This window comes from Brevundimonas pishanensis (assembly GCF_022750635.1).
Taxonomy (GTDB): domain Bacteria; phylum Pseudomonadota; class Alphaproteobacteria; order Caulobacterales; family Caulobacteraceae; genus Brevundimonas; species Brevundimonas pishanensis.
Genome location: NZ_JAJKBG010000002.1, coordinates 211,684 through 228,299 on the forward strand (window position 1 = coordinate 211,684; position 16,616 = coordinate 228,299).

Consider the following 16,616-nt stretch of genomic DNA (forward strand, 5'->3'; position numbering starts at 1 on the left):
CCAAAGGAAGGCAGCGAACCATGCGTGGTGAAAGAGGCGGTTCGCGACGGGGCGATGTAACCACCAAGGCCACACAGGCCGGAGCAGATACTGCGGTGTCTGACTCGCCCAAAACCTTGGCCGCAATCGGCAATCTGATCTCATTGGTCGGGCGTTCGGGTGCGCCTCAGTTGCCGTGGCGGATCACAGGCGCTGTTGGCCTGACCCTGGCAGGCAAGGGTTTGGGCGTCGCGGCTCCGTTGGTGCTTGGTGCAGCGGTGAACAAGCTGGCCGAAGGGCAGGGCGCAGCCGCCTCTGTGGGGCTGGGATTTGCCGCTTTTGCTGTCGGTTGGGCGGTTATACGCCTGTTGGCAGCGGCCACGCCTCAACTCTCCGACGTCGTATTCGCGCCCGTGCGAGCGGCGGCGCAACGGAAGACGGCGGCTGATGCTTTTGCCCACGCATTGAGCCTATCGACCGATTTCCACCAGACCAAACGCTCAGGGACCTTGTCGCGGGTGATGGATCGCGGATCGCGGGCGGTCGACTTCCTGCTGCGCATCCTGATGTTCAATCTGGGGCCTACGCTGCTGGAGCTCGTGCTCGCTGCTGCGGTTCTGGGTGGAAAGTACGACTGGCGTTTCGCATTGGTGGCGATTGTTGTGGTGGCCGTTTATGCGACCGTCACCTTCATGATGGCCAACTGGCGACTGGAACACAGGCGCACGATGAACGCGGCCGACGCCGAGGCGGCCGGCTTGTCGGTTGATGCACTGCTGAACTACGAGACGGTCAAATCGTTCGGCGCTGAAGATCGCACGTCGGCGGCTTATGAGCGCTCCCTGTCGGCCTACGCCACAGCTTCGCTAAAGGCGAACTCGTCGTTGGCGGCGCTGAACCTCATTCAAGCGGTCATCATGAATGTGGGGCTGGGTGTCATGGCGGTGATGGCCGGCTTTGAAGCCGCTGCGGGACGGATGGGGCCGGGGGATGTCACGGCGGCTGTCCTGATCATGACTTCGCTGTACCAACCGTTGAATATCCTCGGCTTCGCCTACCGGGAAATCCGTCAATCTTTCATCGACATGGAAGAGATGCTTAAGGTGATGCGCGAGAAGCCTCTGGTGGCGGATGCGCCCGATGCGAAGGATCTACCGCGCCCCGAAGGCGACTGCGGTGCCGAGGTGAAGTTCGATCACGTCAGCTTCCGTCACGACGCGCGCGCAAACGGTCTGACGGATGTCAGCTTCACCGTCCCGGCACACACGACCACCGCGCTTGTAGGTCCTTCTGGAGCGGGCAAGTCCACAATCGTCAAACTGGCCCTCAGACTGCTGGATGCCCAGTCGGGCAGTGTGTCGGTTGCGAGCCATGATGTCCGCAAGATCAAGCAACAGTCGCTGCGTCAGGCAGTGGCTCTTGTTCCGCAGGATGTGGCGCTCTTCAACGACACGCTGGCAGCCAATATCGCCTTCGCCCGGCCCAGTGCGAGCGAGCAGGAAATCTGGGCGGCGGTCGAAGCGGCCGAACTGGGTGATTTCATCCGCACCTTGCCCGACGGTCTGGAAACAAAGGTGGGCGAGCGTGGCCTCAAGTTGTCAGGTGGCGAACGCCAGCGTGTGGGTATCGCCCGCGCACTGATTGCCGACCCGTGTGTCCTTATTCTCGATGAAGCGACCAGCGCCTTGGACAGCCGTACAGAGTCGGCCATCCAGCAGACGCTGCGGAAAGCACGCAGGGGCCGGACGACGCTGGTTATTGCGCACCGCCTTTCCACCATTGTGGATGCCGACCAGATACTGGTTTTGAAGGCGGGCAAGATCATCGAGCGGGGGGCCCACCATGAACTGGTGGCACGTCAGGGCGGCGAATACGCCACCTTGTGGCGCAAACAGACCCGTGCAGGCCAAACGGACGCTTAAGCGCCCAGTTTGGCCTTAAGCACTTCCTGCAAGCTGGCCAGAACCTGTTTGCGGGCCTCGGCCTGTTCCTCAGGCAGGATCAGCAGCAACCGGAAGCTCTGAGCGTGCACGGTGATGATGCGCCAGTCGAACATCTGATCGACAGGCGAACCATCCAGCAGGTCGCACAGGTTGGTGGCCGCACGGCACAGGTCTTCGCGCGCAAAGGGGCCCGCGGCGTCGATAATACCCGCCGACAGGGCATAGGCCTCCTTCAGCTTGTCGTGCACTTCATCGATCGATGCAGGCGGCGACATGTCCGCCAGCTTCTGGATCGTTTCTTCGACCAGAGCGAGGCTCTGGCTTTCCAGACCGGCGAGGTTCTCGGCCGCCTGTTTTAGGGCAATGCGTGTGCTGATGCCGCCTGGCTGATCGATCAGGCTGGAGAGGCGGGAGCGGCGACGATTGTGGGTAATTACAGTCGTCATTCCTTACCTGCCTTTCTGCGTATCTCGTCGGCGCGGCGCTCGGGGCCGGCATAGGGTTCGGATTTGAAGCGGCGGTCGGGACCTAGATAGTCCCCGACCTCCATAAACGGTCGGTTGTCGCGCGAGACCCAGACGATTCGCTCTAGAAGGGTGAGCGAACTGAAAGGCTTGGTAATCAGGAAGTTGGCACCACAATCGCGGGCCTCGGCGACCTGTGACTGTCGTACGTGCGCGGCAGTCATGATTACGGGCGCGAATGCGTTTGGTTCCAGCTTCGAGCGTCGTAACCACCGCACGAACTCGAACCCCGTCATGCCGGGCATATCCGAGTCCACCAGAATCAGGTCGATCGGATTTTCCTTGAGAATGGAGATGGCTTCGACTGCAGACGCGCAGGCATGGCGGGTCTTCAAGCCGAAGCCGTTGAGCGCGCGCATGGTCAGTTCCAGCGCGAACGGGGAATCATCGATGACCATGGTCACCGCGCCTTCAAAGTTGAAGACGGCGCTTTCGCGCAGGGCTTCCCCGATGCCTGGCGAACGCGTTGCCGTGAATGACACGCTGGCCGTCTCCGAACTTGGTTTGAGGCTTAGCCTAGACGGCCGATGGCGTAGAAGCGATCTGCACGCTGGGTGCGCAGTTCGGCGGCAGACAGGCTTGATAGGGTCTTGAGCTCTTCCTCGATGGCATCGCCGACAGAGGTGAGGGCTTCTGCTGGCGCGGTGTGGGCACCCCCGACCGGCTCCTTGATCACGCGATCAACGATCTTCAGTTCCATAAGGTCGGGACCGGTGATTCGCATGGCCATGGCCGCATCTTTCGCGCGGCTGCCGTCGCGCCACAGGATGCCTGCGGCACCTTCCGGCGAAATCACTGAATAGATGGAGTGTTCCAGCATCATCACACGGTTGGCCGCAGCGATGGCGATAGCACCGCCTGAACCACCTTCACCGGTGACAGTGGCGATGTAAGGCACGCCCAGCGTGAGGCCGCGCTCGGTCGAGCGGGCGATGGCCTCGGCCTGACCGCGCTCTTCGGCACCAAGGCCCGGATAGGCACCGGCGGTGTCGACGAAGCTGAGGACCGGAAGGCCGAACTGCTCGGCCATGTCCATCAGGCGCACCGCCTTGCGGTAGCCCTCGGGGCGAGCCATGCCGAAGTTGTGGCGCAGGCGGGTCTGCGTGTCATGGCCCTTTTCGTGGCCCATGATGACAACGCCCTGACCCCGGAAACGTGCGACGCCGCCTAGAATGGCTTGGTCATCGCCGAACTGGCGGTCACCGTGCAGTTCTTCGAAATCGGTGAACAAGCCATCGATATAGTCGATGAAATGCGGACGCTGCGGGTGGCGAGCAACCTGAGTGCGCATCCACGGATCGAGATTGGCATAGGTCTCGGAGCGCAGGACCGCAGCCTTGTTCCTGAGGGTGTTGATCTCATCCTCGAACGAACCGCTGGACGGAGCGAGCTGCGAAAGCTCGGCGATCTTCGCTTCCAGTTCTGCGATGGGTTTTTCGAACTCGAGATAGTGCGTGGCCATAAAGCGCCCGTGTAACGACCGCGCCATCTTGGCGCTACGGAAAGTGGCGGACCCTAAAACCCGTAGGGGTTCGGGGCAATAGTCAGCTTGATATCAGTTTTTTCGCGCCAGCGGGTGCGACTTGTGCACCACTTGCGACAATCGGTCGGTGGCGACGTGGGTGTAGATCTGTGTTGTCGAGATGTCCGCATGCCCCAGCAGGGTTTGGACCACCCGTAAATCGGCCCCGCCTTCCAGCAGGTGCGTCGCGAAGGCGTGGCGCAACACGTGCGGACTTATGCGCGCGGGATCGATTCCCGCAGCGGCGGCGGCCTCGTCCAACAGCTGTGCGAAGCGGCGAGGGGTGAGGTGGCCCGTTCTTCCCGTCGAAGGGAATAGCCATGGATTGGCCGCCAGTTTCGCCTCGGCCTGTTTGTTGTCGGCCTTGGCGCGGGGCTGGCTGCGAATCTCCAGCCACGTCTTCACAGCTTCCCGGGCAGAGGCATTCAGCGGCACCAACCGCTCCTTGTTGCCCTTGCCGGTGATAATCAAATAGGCCGGATCGCGCTGAACCGCCGATAGTTTGAGACCCAGAACCTCCGATACGCGCATGCCGGAGGCGTAGGTCAACTCCACCAGCGCAAGCAGCCGGACCGCCGAAGCGCTGTCACGCTCGGCGATGGTGGAGAGCAATCGATCCACTTCTTCCCGCGACAGGCTTTTGGGCAGGGGGCGACCTTGCTTGGGGGCATCCAGCCGCCGCGAAGGATCATCTGTGCGCCAACCTTCGCCCATGGCAAAGCGGTAGAACTGCCGAACGGACGCACGACGACGCGCCGCCGTTGCGGCAGACAGTCCGCGTCGCGAGAGATCGGAATACCAGCCCTCGACGTCTTCCTGATCTGCCTTCAACAATCCTCCGGCACCGGACAATGACTGCTCGGCGTCCGTGAGGTCGCGACCATAGGCAGCAAGCGTGTGCGGAGAGGCGTCCCGCTCGACGGCCATCATTTCCAAAAAGGCTTCGATTTGTGGGGTCATCGGCGGTGCTGAGGGGTGCGAGGTTTGTTCATCCGTGTATAGAAGAGGGCGTTAAGAACATGAACTGTGCTGCCTCGCCCGATTCTCCGATAATAAAGTTGAACCGCACCATAGCGTTGGTGGGTCTGATGGGCGTCGGCAAATCGACAGTCGGGCGCCGTTTGGCGGCGCGCTTGAACCTGCCCTTTGCGGATGGCGATCACGAGATCGAATCTGCAGCCGGAATGACAGTCAGCGAAATCTTTTCGACCCGTGGCGAAGCCGAGTTCCGCGCTGGGGAAGCCCGCGTGATGAAGCGCCTGCTTGAAGGGCCGCCGGTCATTCTGGCAACCGGTGGCGGGGCGATGATGAACGAAGAGACGCGCCGCATGCTGAAAGACCATGCTGTGACCGTATGGATGCGCGCCGATCTGGAAGTCATCGCCGAGCGCGTGGCGCGACGCGATACCCGACCGCTCTTGCGCGGCCGCGACACGCTGCAAGTCCTGAGCGAATTGGCTGAAAAGAGATATCCCGTTTACGCCGAGGCCGATTTGACCGTCGATGTCGGGGGCGGGTCCCACGGCGTTGCGGTCGATGCGATGCTGACGGCTTTGAGAGCATACGCACAAGGCGCACTGAACAAATGATCACGGCTATCCGCGTCGAAGGCGGCGATTTCCAACCCTATGAAGTGCTGGTCGGAAATGGCCTGCTGGCGACGCTGGGTGCGCGGGTAAAGGCCTTGGCTCCGACCCGTGTGGCGGTGATTACCGACAGCACTGTGTCCGGCATCCATGCCGACGCCGCGCTGAACTCTCTGCGGGAAGCAGGCGTGCCGGCTGAACTGGTCGTCGTGCCGGCGGGCGAGGCATCCAAGTCCTTTGCCCAGTTGGACGCTGTGCTGGATCAGGTGATCGCGCACGGACTGGATCGTCGCAGCCTTGTTGTGGCGCTGGGCGGCGGAGTGATCGGTGATCTGGCCGGGTTGGCCGCTGCACTGTTCATGCGCGGTATCGATTTCGTTCAGGTGCCGACCACCTTGTTGGCCCAAGTGGATTCATCGGTGGGCGGGAAAACAGCCATCGATACCCCGCGCGGGAAGAACCTGATCGGCGCATTCCACCAGCCGCGTCTGGTTCTGGCCGACATCGATCTGCTGTCGACGCTGCCCGCACGGCAAATCCGATCCGGCTGGGCTGAAATCCTCAAGCACGGCCTCATCTGTGATGCGGAATATTTCGAATGGCTTGCCGGCGAGGGGGCTGTGGGAGCGGCGGGCGATGCCGCTGCGCTGACCAAGGCTGTTGTCCGTTCGGTCGAGATCAAGGCGCAAGTGGTTGGTGAAGACGAGAAGGAAGCTGGCCGGCGCGCGCTGCTCAATCTCGGTCACACCTTCGGCCATGCGCTGGAGGTCGAAGTCGGTTTCGACGATACCCTGACACACGGCGAGGCCGTGGCCCTCGGCTGTGCCATGGCTTTCCGGTATTCGGCATCGACGGGTCTGTGCTCGGCCGAGGACGCCGAGCGGGCAGAGCAGGGCATTCGCTCGGCGGGCCTGCCCACACGGCTTTCCGACATCGCGCATGCTTTCAAAGCCGACGTGCTGTTGTCCCGTATGCTCGGCGACAAAAAGGCCGAGGGCGGAAACCTCACGCTGGTTCTGGCCACGGGCATAGGGCAGGCGTTCGTCGACAAGAAAGCAGACACCGCTTCGGTCATGGCCTTCCTCAAGTCTGAAGGCGCAGACTAATGCTTTTCCCCGTCGTGCTTGAAGACGAGCATGAACGGCTGGAGCCATTCAGCGACAGGCACAAGGCCGAGGTCGCGCGTGCATTGGATCACGATCCGGAGGCTTGGCACGGCATGGTCGGGGCTGCCTACGGTCGCCACTTCGAGCCTTGGTGGTCGGCGGCCATTACGGCAATGGAAAGCGGCTCACGCATAGCCTATGCGGTGCGCCGTCAGGCAGACCAACAGGTCGTGGGGACGACCAGCCTTTACGAAATACGTTTCGAACATCTCCGGTGCGAGATTGGATCGACTTTCTACGTTCCTGCAGTTCGGCAGTGCCATCAATCCCGCTTCGAAGCTGCTGCTTCTAGACTATGCCTTCGCTCATGGCATGATCCGCGTGGAAATCATCACCGACGCTCTGAATGCAGCCAGTCAGGCTGCTATCCGCAAACTGGGCGCGACCTTTGAGGGCACGCTAAGGCAGCACAAGCGGACATGGACCGGCCGCATGCGAGACACGGCACAGTTCTCGATTCTGAAGGATGTGGAATGGCCCGAGGTGCGGGCGAAGCTGCAAGCCAGACTGGCGAACAGGTCCTAGTCGCGCGGTTTGACCTCGGTGACGGTGCAGGTGGTGTCGGCCAGTCGGGGCTCGCGCCACGTAGCATTCTTTCCGACACCCTTGAGTTCGGTTTGGGTGGCCTTGAACTCGTAACCGGTAGAGGTGGGCTCGCGCATGAGATCTGCGGCAAGTCCGTCTGACCGGCGCACAGTGGCCATCTGGCGCGGATGGTCGAACGTCGCGACCAATCCTATCCCGTTGGCGCACATCAAAGTCCACTCTGCAGCGTCGTCGGGGCGGACATTGTCGGCAATGTCGGGGCGATCGCCTGCTGTCGTCTGCGACGAACGCTCTGCAGGGTGGCAAGCCGCCAGCATCAATACGACGACCGAAACAATCTGTGCCTTCACGTTGCCAACCTGATTTGAAACTTGCCCGAACGCTATCTGCGCCCGTGTGACTAACTCGGCGGGTACGGCACAGTTCCGAAAAGAACAGCGTCAGACTAAGCGGGTCTGGATTTTCGACGGGAACGGAAAAAGGATTTCAACTGCTCAGCGGCGGTTTCAGCCTGAATGCCGGCTTCGATTTCGGGCCGCCAATGGCAGGTGGGCTGTTCGAAGAATTTCGGACCGTGCAATACGGCGCCGCCCTTGGGATCATTCGCTCCCCAGACAACGCGTCCGATACGCGCATGGCTGATCGCACCTGCGCACATGGCGCACGGTTCCAGCGTTACATATAAAGTGAGGTCCGTTAGTCGATAATTCTCGACCGTGGCTGCTGCGTCGCGCAGAGCCACGATTTCGGCGTGAGCCGTCGGATCATGGCTTGTGATTGGACAGTTTTGCCCTTTACCTATCACTTCGCCGGTTAATTCGTTCACTATCACTGCGCCGACAGGCACCTCGCCAGCTTCAGCTGCCGCTTGCGCCAAGTCCAGCGCCATGCTCATGAACCGCTCATCATGGATCGCCATCCCCGAGACAACGACAAGAAGCCCCGCGCCCGTCAAGATGACGCATCGCGCGGTCCCCGTAAATTCGCCGATAAGGGCCCGAAATTCGGCTCTGGTGACAAGAAAGACCGCAAGTTTGACGACCGCGGCCCCCGTTCGCGTGACGATGACCGTCCGCGCACCGAGGGTCGATTCGAAAACCGCGGCCCCAAGGGTTCCAAGCCGGCTGCGAAGCCCGCGACACCCGAACGTACCGAACGCATTGCCAAAGCACTGGCACGCGCAGGTATCGCTTCGCGTCGTGAGGTTGAGCGTCTGATTGGCCTTGGCAAGGTTGCCGTAAACGGTCGCATCCTCGACACGCCAGCCGTGCTGGTAAAGCGTGATGACGTCATCACCGTCGATGGAAAGCCCGTTGGTGCCGCCGAGGCCACCCGCGTCTGGCGCTATCACAAGCCAGCCGGCCTGATCACCAGCCACAACGATCCGGCAGGTCGCCCGACTGTTTGGGACGCGCTTCCGGCTGATCTGCCACGCGTGATCTCGGTTGGTCGCCTCGACTTGGCTACCGAAGGTCTGCTGCTGCTGACCAACGACGGTGAGCTGAGCCGTGCTCTGGAACTGCCGGACACCGCGCTGGTGCGTCACTATCGCGCCCGCGCCCGTGGCCGTATTACTCAGGACAAGCTGGACACGCTTAAGGAAGGCGTCGTCGTTGACGGCGTCCGCTATGGTCCGGTCGACGCCAAGATCGACAAGGCCAAGGAAAAAGAAGAGGACGGTCAGCCGAGCTCGGCCAACCTCTGGATCAGCGTTTCGATCACCGAAGGCAAAAACCGCGAAGTCCGTAAGGTTCTTGAAAGCCTCGGTCTTCAGGTCAACCGCCTGATCCGTCTGGCCTATGGCCCGTTCAACCTCGGTACCCTGCCGGTGAACACGGTCGAGGAAGTCGGCCCGCGCGTCATCCGCGAGATGCTGAGCGAATACATCCGGCCGGAAAACCTGCCGACCGGTAACTCGGTCGCGACCCCTGCGCCGATCCCGGGCCGTCGTCCGGCTGGTGCGATCATCAAGGGACGCTCGGGTTCGGCCATGTCAGATCCGTCGCGCAAGCCCAGCCGCGTTCGTGCTGCCAATCAGGCGGTCGAGGACGGCGTTCCGGCTAAACCGGCGCGTCCGGTGAAGAAGGAAGGCTGGGCCAAGGCCAAGCCGAAGTTCGAGCACACCAAGACCTTCAAACCGCGCGCCCGTCCGGAACCGCGTGAAGGTGACGAGGGCGCTTCGTCGGAACGTCCGCGCAAGCCGTTCAACCGTGAACTGCGTGCAGACCAGTTTATTGACGACCGCCGCAAGCCCGCGGGCAAGTCGTTTGGCGACAAGCCTACCGGTCGTTCGTACGGTGACCGCCCGTCGGGTGGTGAGCGGACTTTTGGGGGCAAGCCGGGTGGCAAACCTGCTGGCCGTTCCTACGGCGATCGTCCTACAGGCGAACGCTCGTTCGGCGACAAGCCTGCTGGCCGCACCTATGGCGACCGTCCGACGGGTGAGCGTTCCGGTGGTGACCGTCCGTCGGGCGGTAAGTCGTTTGGCGGCAAGCCGGGCGGTAAGCCTGCTGGTCGTTCGTTCGGTGATCGCCCGTCGGATGGCAAGCCCTCGGGCAAGCCATTCGGTGGTGGTCGCGGCGGCCCTCGCGGTCGTAGCTAAGGACTAGCCGACGATGCGGATTGTCGCTGGCAGTCTCAAAGGTCGCGCCATTGTCGCGCCGGAAGGGCAGGGCACCCGCCCGACGTCCGACCGCGCGCGTCAGGCCATCTTTAACGTGCTTGAGCACGCTGGCTGGGCTGAAGACGTTCTGGATGGCGCACGGGTCATCGACCTGTACGCCGGCTCGGGCGCGCTGGGCTATGAAGCAATTTCGCGCGGTGGTGCCTTCTGCCTGTTCGTCGAAACCGACGACGGTGCACGCGGTGCCATCCGTGAAAACATGGATGCCTACGGCCTGTTCGGACGCACCCGTGTCCACCGCCGCAGCGCCACCGATCTGGGTCCGCGTCCGGGCTCGGCGGGGGAAGCCTTCACGCTGGCTTTCCTTGACCCTCCTTACGGCAAGGGTCTGGGCGAGCAGACGCTGGAAAAACTGCTGGAAGGCAACTGGCTGGCCCCCAATGCCGTGGTTGTTTACGAGCGCGGCTCTGACGAACCGGAGATTGAAACGCCCGGTTACGAACGCATGGATGCCCGCGACTACGGCGCGGCGCGCGTTCTGTTCCTGAAGGTCGCTCCTTCAGAGTAGCATTACGCAGAATATCGTTGATAGGCTGTGGCGCATGATGATTCATCGCCGCAGCCTTATCGTCTCTGTCGCCGTAACGGCGGCACTTCCCAAAATCGCTATGGCCCAAACAAAACCGCGTTGGCAGCGTCGGGCCGATATGCCGTGGGCTACGCAGGAGGTGTACTGCGCGGTTCTGGATGGAAAGATCTACGTCGCGGGCGGGCTAATCCGTGACCGGCTGCACACGCGGATCAACGACCGCGTAGGCGCGTATGATCCCGCCACCGATAGTTGGTCCGAGGCCGCTCGTCTGCCGCAACCGCGTCACCACCCGATGCTGGCGACCGCCAAGGGGCACCTCTGGTCCTTTGGTGGATATGACCGTCGGGAGGGCGGGGAGTGGACTTCCATGACCGACGTCTGGGTGCTGGACGGCGACCTTTGGCGGCCGGTCGGGCAAATGCCGCAGCCGCTGGCCGAAACCGTGGGGGCCACCGTTGAGGATCGCGTTCACCTGATCGGTGGGCGCTCGCCGGTCACAGGGAGAAACGGCCAATGGAACGATCAGGCCGATGTGACGACCCATCTGGTGTTCGACGCGTCCGAGGGGGCGTGGGATACAGCAAGACCAGCCCCTGCGGCCCGCAACAGCGCGGCGGCTAGTGTCCACCACGGGCAGATCTACGTCGCGGGCGGTCGAACAGTCGAAGGCGGGCGCGGGACGGGGCGTCTGGACCGCTATGACCCTCGATCGGATCGCTGGGATACTTTAAGTCCAATCCCTGCGTCCGATAGTGGCAATCAGGTCGGCGGTGGGCTGGCTATGGCCGCCGTGGGAGAGAAGCTTGTCGCCTTTGGCGGCGAGTGGCTGACGCGGCCGGGTGGGGTGTTCACCGAGACCTGGGTTTACGACATCGCTTCCGACAATTGGACACGCGGGCCGGATATGGGCGTGCCGCGCCACGGCTTGGCAGGCGCAGCGGTTGATGGCGTCGTCTATGCGCTGGCTGGCGGAGAGGTCTATTCCGGCGGAAAAGCCAGCGGAGTGGTGGAAGCGCTACGGTTCTAAAAGACATTCAGTCGGATTTCAGGACCTGCTAGGGCATGCACAACTTCAATAGAGTGTGTCCCATGATCCAGCCGACAGCTTCTTTCAAAGACAACCTGCAGCTTCTGCCCTCTATCGAGGGGCTAGAGCAGATCGAACTGCTGGATGGCGCTGGTGCTGTTGTGGCGACCATCGAGAACCAACCGGGCAAGCAAGGCTCGTTGGCGGTTTACCAGTACTTGCAGAATGAGTTCGGTGCGTTGGACGCCGAAGCAGCAGCGCATGGGCTGATGGTATTTGCCGAACACACGCCGGACGCTCGCCAACATCCGGGTGCGCACCCCAATATCGACCGTCTGCTCGACATTGTGGGCGGTGCCAAGCCACTGCAAATCAGGCTGGTCGCAGCTTAAGGCTCAGGCCTCGTTGGCAAGGTGGTCGGCGAGGCCTTTCGATGCCTCGACCACATCGGCCCAAGTGATGTTGAAGCCGTCATCATCCCCGTAATACGGGTCTTGCACGCTCTCGCCCTTACGACCGGCCCAATCCAGCATTAGGCTAAGTTTCGCGGTCGCATCAGCTGGCATGATGCGCTTCAGATTGGCCAGATTATCGGCATCCATCGCCACGATGTGGTCAAAGCGCGTGAAGTCGGCCACTTTAACCTGACGACCTCGCAGGGTGGATATGTCCACGCCATTGCGCTTTGCCGTAGCGATGGCGCGAGGATCGGGCTTTTCGTCGATGTGATAGGCAGCAGTGCCCGCACTGTCAGTCACGACTGGCAGCTTGAGACCAGCCACCTCAGCGCGGAACGCCCCCTCTGCCAGCGGCGAGCGGCAGATGTTTCCAAGACAGACGAATAGAACCGATTTGAACATTAAGTCGCGCCTTTAACTATCGACGACCAAACAGCTTTTCTAGATCGTTGAGCTTTAGCTCCACATAGGTTGGACGGCCATGGTTGCACTGACCGGAGTGGGGCGTGGCTTCCATCTGGCGCAGCAGGGCATTCATTTCAGGGGCACTGAGCACACGGCCCGAACGCACCGAGCCGTGGCAGGCCATGGTGCCGCAGACCTCTGCCATCCGCTCTTTCAACGACAGTGCCGCTCCGTGTTCGGAAAGGTCGTCGGCGATATCGCGGATCAGGCCTTGAACGTCGGTATCGCCAAGCAGGGCCGGCGTCTCGCGTACCAGAACCGCGCCTGCCCCGAACGGCTCGACGATCAGGCCCATCTCGGCCAGTTCTTCAGACTTGGCGCCAATGCGGTCGGCCTCGGACGGGTCCAGTTCCACCACCTCCGGCGTCAGCAGGGCCTGACGGGTGACGTGCCCCCCCTCCATCTGCACCTTCATACGTTCATAGACGAGGCGTTCGTGGGCAGCGTGCTGGTCGACGATGACCAGACCATCGCGGGTCTGCGCGACGATATAGGTGCCATGTAGCTGCGCGCGGGCGGCCCCAAGCGGAAAGTCGATAGGATCGACCGGGGTATTCGGCTGCGGCGCAATCTGGCCCGCGTGCTCTGCTTGAACCTCGGACAAGGTACGGAAAGTCGGCGCGGCTTGCTGGCCCGACCAAGTGTGCTCCACGCGTGCTGAACGCTCCGACAAGCCGGGGATGATCTGGGAAACCGCGTCGGGCTTGGACCAACCAGCCCAACCCGAAAAGCCCGCTGCAGACGGGGGCATGGAGGCCTGATCGCCATAGGTCTGCACGCCTGTATGCGGTTGAAAGCCCGACAAAGCATCGGCCGCCACGGTGGTGGAGGCGCGGTGACCGGCAGCGTGCAGCGCATGTTTCAATGCGCCGACGATCAAACCCCGCACCAATGCCGGATCGCGGAAACGAACCTCGGCCTTGGCGGGGTGAACGTTCACGTCAACGTAAAGCGGGTCGATATCGATAAACAGCGCTGCTGCCGGATGGCGGTCACGCGCGAGGAAATCGGCATAGGCCCCGCGCAGCGCGCCTTGCAGTAGGCGATCGCGCACGGGACGACCATTCACGAACAGGAACTGGTGCGCAGCATTTCCTCGCGAATAGGTCGGCAGGCCCGCATAACCCGACAGGCGTACCCCGTCGCGCTCCTGATCGATCAGCAGGGCATTGGCTTCAAAGTCGCGCCCAAGGATCGCGCCCAGGCGGCGTAGGCGGCCTTCATCGCCTTTGTGTTCGGCGGGCAGGCGCAGCGTCGTCTTGCCGTCCAGCGTCAGGGCGAAAGCCACATCTTCATGCGCCATCGCCTGACGTTTGATCTCTTCGGAGATCGCCATGGCTTCGGATCGCTCCGACTTCATGAACTTCAGTCGGGCGGGGGTGGCATAGAACAGGTCGCGCACCTCGACCCGTGCGCCGTGAGGCCCGGGGAAGCCTGCGGGTGCGACCGGTTTGTGGTCGCCGCCTTCGACGGTGATGGCCCACGCTTCCTGCTGACCGGCATCGGACTTGGCGCGGGTCGTAATGGTCAGACGGGCGACCGACCCAATAGAGGGCAGGGCCTCGCCGCGGAAGCCCAGCGTAAAGATACGCAGCAGGTCTACATCGCCTGCATCGTCCGGCTCCAGCTTGGAGGTCGCGTGACGCTCGACCGCGATGGGCAGTTCTTCCTTTGGGATGCCCTTGCCGTCGTCGGCGATGAGGATGCGGGTCAGGCCGCCGCCGTCTGCCTGGATTTCAATATGGGTCGCGCCCGCGTCGATGGCGTTTTCCACCAGTTCTTTGATGGCGCTGGCAGGGCGTTCCACCACTTCGCCGGCGGCGATGCGGTTTACGGTTTCGGGCGGGAGACGACGAATAGGCATGCGAGTCTCAAGATAGGCGGCGCAGCGCCTTGATGCATCCACCGTTTGCTGGAAGCTAACATTTCAATGTGATTTTATTTGGGGTCGGGCTTGTAGAACTAAAACTGATACATATACTGATACCGTTCTCAAGCGGTCGATTCCGCTTCATCAAGGCCTCGACATTCGTGTGGCGGGGCAGGGCTAAACTGAAGAAGGTCTACTATGAAAATCAAAGCCAGCCTTATCGCCGTGGCCGCCGCCGCACTTCTCGCCGCCTGCGGTCAGCCGAACGCCGCAAATGAAAATACTGCCGCTGCTCCGGCGGCCGCAGGTCCGGTGGACCTCAAGGCTCCTGCTGGCGTCTATGTGCTGGACCCGACGCACGCCATCCTGCAAGCCTCTGTGCTGCATAACTCGATCTCGAACTACACCGTGCGCTTCAACAAGGTGGAAGCCAAGGTAACGCTGGATCCGTCTAATCTGGAAAACAGCACCGTGGAGATGAGCGTTGATCCCAAGTCGGTCGATGCCAACTTCCCGGGGGATTACACGGGCACCCACGCCAACAGCGGCTTCAAGAACTGGAATGAAGACATCGCCAACAATCCGGCAAACCTGAATGCAGGCAAGTTCGGCCAGATGACCTTTAAATCGACCAAGGTGACCAAGACCGGTGACCGCACCGCTGACGTGACCGGCGACCTGACCTTCCTCGGCGTCACCAAGCCGGTGACCTTCAAGGCCACCTTCAACGGAGAGATCGAAAGCCATCCGTTCATGCAGGTTCCGGCCATCGGTTTTGCCGCTGAAGGCACTTTCAAGCGTACCGATTTCGGCATGGCGGCTGGCTATGTCGGTGACGAAGTGACCGTGCGCTTCGACGGTGAGTTCATCAAGGAAGCGGCTCTGGCAGCACCGGCGGCCGCCCAATAAGTGGCAACGCGGGTGGAGGGATGACCTCCACCCGTTTTTTGTGATCCCCCAGACCCCTTGAACGCCATGACCACATCAGCCACCCACAGCCGCGACCGCTATCCTGCTGTTGCTATCCTTTTGCACTGGCTGATTGGCCTGTCCATTCTGGCCATGATCCCGATGGGGTGGTGGATGTCCGACGCGATTGAGCAGGCCGAGACACAGGCGCTGGCCTATCGCGTGTTCCAGATTCACAAGTCGGTCGGCTTTTTGATTTTGGCGCTTACGCTCCTGCGGATCGTGTGGCGTTTGACGCATCCCGTGCCGCGGTTGCCTGCGCAAATGCATGGCTGGGAGCGTTTTGCGGCGCGCGCGACGCATGTGGCGTTTTACGCGCTGATGCTGGGGCTGCCGCTGACGGGCTGGGCCTATGTGTCGAGCGGTTGGGCCGTGGCGACCGACACGCCGCTGTCGGTACCGACAAGCTGGTTCGGCCTGTTTGCCATCCCGCACATCGGCTTCATCGAACATGCGAGCGAGGCCGTGCGCCGTACCATCGGCTATATGGCTATGGGTGCGCACAGCAAACTGGCATGGGGGGCCATCGTATTAGTGGTGCTGCATGTTGGGGCGGCGTTGAAGCACCAGTTCCTCAACCGTGACGGCGTGTTGGCGCACATGGTTCCGGTCCTGCCGCACGCGGACGTGCCACTGGCCGCGCCGCCAAGCGCAAAGGAAAAATGGGTCGATGGTTTCGCAGGCGTCGCCTTTGTCGCCATCATCGGCCTGACGTTCGCAATCGCCGCCAAGCCCGCTCCGCTGGCGCAGGCAGACGCTCCGGCGACGGTGGCTGCTGCTGCAAACGATACGGCCCTGAAGGCAGGCACTGCATCGACGTGGACCGTGGATCAGGCGGCGTCCTCGATCCAGTTCAGCGGTACGCACTCTGGCGCGGCCTTCACGGGCAAGTTCAACAGCTGGACCGCCGAAATCCATTTCGATCCTGCTGATCTGGCAGGCTCGACGGCGGTGGTCACTGTCGAAACGGCATCGGCCCAAACCGGAGATGCCACCAAGGATGGCGCGCTGAAGGGTGCTGAATGGTTCAATCCGGCCCAGTTCCCGACGGCGCGTTTTGAAGCTTCTGAGTTCGTCGCTTTGGGCGGTAACCGCTACGAGGCACGTGGCACGCTGCGAATCAAATCGACGTCCCAGCCCGTCGTGCTGCCTTTCACCTTTGACGAGGCGTCGGGAGAGGCCAACGTCTCGGGCAAGGTGTCGGTTGATCGCACTCAACTGGACCTCGGCATGGTGTCTGACGCCGCCGCAGGCTGGGTCTCGAAGATGATCGACGTCGAGATCAAGGTACGAGCGAAAAAAGCGGCCTAATGTTACCGCCTATTATGGCTAACGGGTTTGCCTGT

Annotated in this window: 18 protein-coding genes; 10 read left to right on the top strand and 8 right to left on the bottom strand. The window is 62.0% G+C overall.

Annotated elements, in window-relative coordinates; genetic code table 11:
* Positions 1–20: 20 nt before the first annotated feature.
* Positions 21–1,901, top strand: coding sequence for an ABCB family ABC transporter ATP-binding protein/permease (locus LOX95_RS04715; RefSeq protein ID WP_242913315.1), 1,881 nt, complete (start codon positions 21–23; stop codon positions 1,899–1,901).
* Here the strand turns inward: LOX95_RS04715 and LOX95_RS04720 are convergent.
* The 4 genes from LOX95_RS04720 to LOX95_RS04735 all read right to left on the bottom strand — a co-directional run bounded on the left by LOX95_RS04720 (position 1,898) and on the right by LOX95_RS04735 (position 4,928).
* Positions 1,898–2,368: a chemotaxis protein CheE gene (locus LOX95_RS04720; protein WP_242913316.1), complete on the bottom strand. Its 471-nt coding sequence runs from the start codon at positions 2,366–2,368 to the stop codon at positions 1,898–1,900. The genes LOX95_RS04715 and LOX95_RS04720 overlap by 4 nt on opposite strands.
* Positions 2,365–2,928, bottom strand: coding sequence for a response regulator (locus LOX95_RS04725; protein WP_242913317.1), 564 nt, complete (start codon positions 2,926–2,928; stop codon positions 2,365–2,367). Before LOX95_RS04725 ends, LOX95_RS04720 begins: the two co-directional genes overlap by 4 nt.
* Before the next feature lie 29 nt (positions 2,929–2,957).
* On the bottom strand, positions 2,958–3,908 hold the full coding sequence (locus LOX95_RS04730; RefSeq protein WP_242913318.1) for an acetyl-CoA carboxylase carboxyltransferase subunit alpha: 951 nt from the start codon (positions 3,906–3,908) through the stop codon (positions 2,958–2,960).
* 93 nt (positions 3,909–4,001) lie between these two features.
* Positions 4,002–4,928, bottom strand: a complete 927-nt coding sequence (locus LOX95_RS04735; protein ID WP_242913319.1) for a site-specific tyrosine recombinase XerD — start codon at positions 4,926–4,928, stop codon at positions 4,002–4,004.
* A 59-nt stretch (positions 4,929–4,987) separates the two neighbouring features.
* Between LOX95_RS04735 and LOX95_RS04740 the strand changes: the two genes are divergently transcribed.
* The 3 genes from LOX95_RS04740 to LOX95_RS04750 all read left to right on the top strand — a co-directional run bounded on the left by LOX95_RS04740 (position 4,988) and on the right by LOX95_RS04750 (position 7,245).
* Positions 4,988–5,557, top strand: coding sequence for a shikimate kinase (locus tag LOX95_RS04740; RefSeq protein WP_242913320.1), 570 nt, complete (start codon positions 4,988–4,990; stop codon positions 5,555–5,557).
* A complete protein-coding gene (aroB, locus tag LOX95_RS04745; RefSeq protein ID WP_242913321.1) occupies positions 5,554–6,660 on the top strand; it encodes a 3-dehydroquinate synthase in 1,107 nt (368 codons plus the stop codon). The genes LOX95_RS04740 and aroB overlap by 4 nt, the downstream gene beginning before the upstream one ends.
* Before the next feature lie 282 nt (positions 6,661–6,942).
* A complete protein-coding gene (locus tag LOX95_RS04750; RefSeq protein ID WP_242913322.1) occupies positions 6,943–7,245 on the top strand; it encodes a GNAT family N-acetyltransferase in 303 nt (100 codons plus the stop codon).
* On the opposite strand, the gene LOX95_RS04755 is transcribed toward LOX95_RS04750, so the two are convergent.
* The gene (locus tag LOX95_RS04755) at positions 7,242–7,616 is read right to left on the bottom strand and encodes a hypothetical protein (protein ID WP_242913323.1); all 375 of its coding nucleotides are present in this window, start codon (positions 7,614–7,616) and stop codon (positions 7,242–7,244) included. The two genes, LOX95_RS04750 and LOX95_RS04755, sit on opposite strands and share 4 nt — an antisense overlap.
* A gap of 95 nt (positions 7,617–7,711) precedes the next feature.
* Complete coding sequence (tadA, locus tag LOX95_RS04760) at positions 7,712–8,161, bottom strand: tRNA adenosine(34) deaminase TadA (RefSeq protein WP_242913324.1); 450 nt, start codon at positions 8,159–8,161, stop codon at positions 7,712–7,714.
* Positions 8,162–8,173: 12 nt separating this feature from the next.
* On the opposite strand from tadA, the gene LOX95_RS04765 reads away from it, so the two are divergent.
* The 4 genes from LOX95_RS04765 (at position 8,174) to LOX95_RS04780 (ending at position 11,900) form a co-directional block, all read left to right on the top strand.
* Entirely contained in the window at positions 8,174–9,868 is a 1,695-nt protein-coding gene (locus LOX95_RS04765; protein ID WP_242913325.1) for a pseudouridine synthase, read from the top strand.
* A 13-nt stretch (positions 9,869–9,881) separates the two neighbouring features.
* A complete protein-coding gene (rsmD, locus tag LOX95_RS04770) occupies positions 9,882–10,457 on the top strand; it encodes a 16S rRNA (guanine(966)-N(2))-methyltransferase RsmD (RefSeq protein WP_242913326.1) in 576 nt (191 codons plus the stop codon).
* A gap of 34 nt (positions 10,458–10,491) precedes the next feature.
* A complete protein-coding gene (locus LOX95_RS04775) occupies positions 10,492–11,508 on the top strand; it encodes a Kelch repeat-containing protein (RefSeq protein ID WP_242913327.1) in 1,017 nt (338 codons plus the stop codon).
* Between the two features lie 62 nt (positions 11,509–11,570).
* Positions 11,571–11,900, top strand: coding sequence for a DUF2322 family protein (locus LOX95_RS04780; protein ID WP_242913328.1), 330 nt, complete (start codon positions 11,571–11,573; stop codon positions 11,898–11,900).
* 3 nt (positions 11,901–11,903) lie between these two features.
* Here the strand turns inward: LOX95_RS04780 and LOX95_RS04785 are convergent, their stop codons facing one another.
* Together LOX95_RS04785 and mutL are read right to left on the bottom strand one after the other, a co-directional pair.
* Positions 11,904–12,368 (bottom strand): low molecular weight protein-tyrosine-phosphatase, encoded by a 465-nt coding sequence (locus tag LOX95_RS04785; protein WP_242913329.1) that lies wholly within the window; start codon positions 12,366–12,368, stop codon positions 11,904–11,906.
* Positions 12,369–12,384: 16 nt separating this feature from the next.
* Entirely contained in the window at positions 12,385–14,295 is a 1,911-nt protein-coding gene (mutL, locus tag LOX95_RS04790; protein ID WP_242913330.1) for a DNA mismatch repair endonuclease MutL, read from the bottom strand.
* Between the two features lie 204 nt (positions 14,296–14,499).
* On the opposite strand from mutL, the gene LOX95_RS04795 reads away from it, so the two are divergent.
* Complete coding sequence (locus LOX95_RS04795) at positions 14,500–15,210, top strand: YceI family protein (RefSeq protein ID WP_242913331.1); 711 nt, start codon at positions 14,500–14,502, stop codon at positions 15,208–15,210.
* 66 nt (positions 15,211–15,276) lie between these two features.
* Positions 15,277–16,581: a YceI family protein gene (locus LOX95_RS04800; protein WP_242913332.1), complete on the top strand. Its 1,305-nt coding sequence runs from the start codon at positions 15,277–15,279 to the stop codon at positions 16,579–16,581.
* Positions 16,582–16,616: the final 35 nt, after the last annotated feature.

Bases quoted from the DNA above. Each gene is read 5' to 3' on its own strand.
- LOX95_RS04715 (WP_242913315.1), top strand. From the start codon at position 21: ATGCGTGGTGAAAGAGGCGGTTCGCGACGGGGCGATGTAACCACCAAG.
- LOX95_RS04720 (WP_242913316.1), bottom strand. From the start codon at position 2,368: ATGACGACTGTAATTACCCACAATCGTCGCCGCTCCCGCCTCTCCAGC.
- LOX95_RS04730 (WP_242913318.1), bottom strand. From the start codon at position 3,908: ATGGCCACGCACTATCTCGAGTTCGAAAAACCCATCGCAGAACTGGAA.
- LOX95_RS04735 (WP_242913319.1), bottom strand. From the start codon at position 4,928: ATGACCCCACAAATCGAAGCCTTTTTGGAAATGATGGCCGTCGAGCGG.
- LOX95_RS04740 (WP_242913320.1), top strand. From the start codon at position 4,988: ATGAACTGTGCTGCCTCGCCCGATTCTCCGATAATAAAGTTGAACCGC.
- aroB (WP_242913321.1), top strand. From the start codon at position 5,554: ATGATCACGGCTATCCGCGTCGAAGGCGGCGATTTCCAACCCTATGAA.
- tadA (WP_242913324.1), bottom strand. From the start codon at position 8,161: ATGAGCATGGCGCTGGACTTGGCGCAAGCGGCAGCTGAAGCTGGCGAG.
- LOX95_RS04765 (WP_242913325.1), top strand. From the start codon at position 8,174: ATGGATCGCCATCCCCGAGACAACGACAAGAAGCCCCGCGCCCGTCAA.
- rsmD (WP_242913326.1), top strand. From the start codon at position 9,882: ATGCGGATTGTCGCTGGCAGTCTCAAAGGTCGCGCCATTGTCGCGCCG.
- LOX95_RS04775 (WP_242913327.1), top strand. From the start codon at position 10,492: ATGATGATTCATCGCCGCAGCCTTATCGTCTCTGTCGCCGTAACGGCG.
- LOX95_RS04780 (WP_242913328.1), top strand. From the start codon at position 11,571: ATGATCCAGCCGACAGCTTCTTTCAAAGACAACCTGCAGCTTCTGCCC.
- LOX95_RS04785 (WP_242913329.1), bottom strand. From the start codon at position 12,368: ATGTTCAAATCGGTTCTATTCGTCTGTCTTGGAAACATCTGCCGCTCG.
- mutL (WP_242913330.1), bottom strand. From the start codon at position 14,295: ATGCCTATTCGTCGTCTCCCGCCCGAAACCGTAAACCGCATCGCCGCC.
- LOX95_RS04795 (WP_242913331.1), top strand. From the start codon at position 14,500: ATGAAAATCAAAGCCAGCCTTATCGCCGTGGCCGCCGCCGCACTTCTC.
- LOX95_RS04800 (WP_242913332.1), top strand. From the start codon at position 15,277: ATGACCACATCAGCCACCCACAGCCGCGACCGCTATCCTGCTGTTGCT.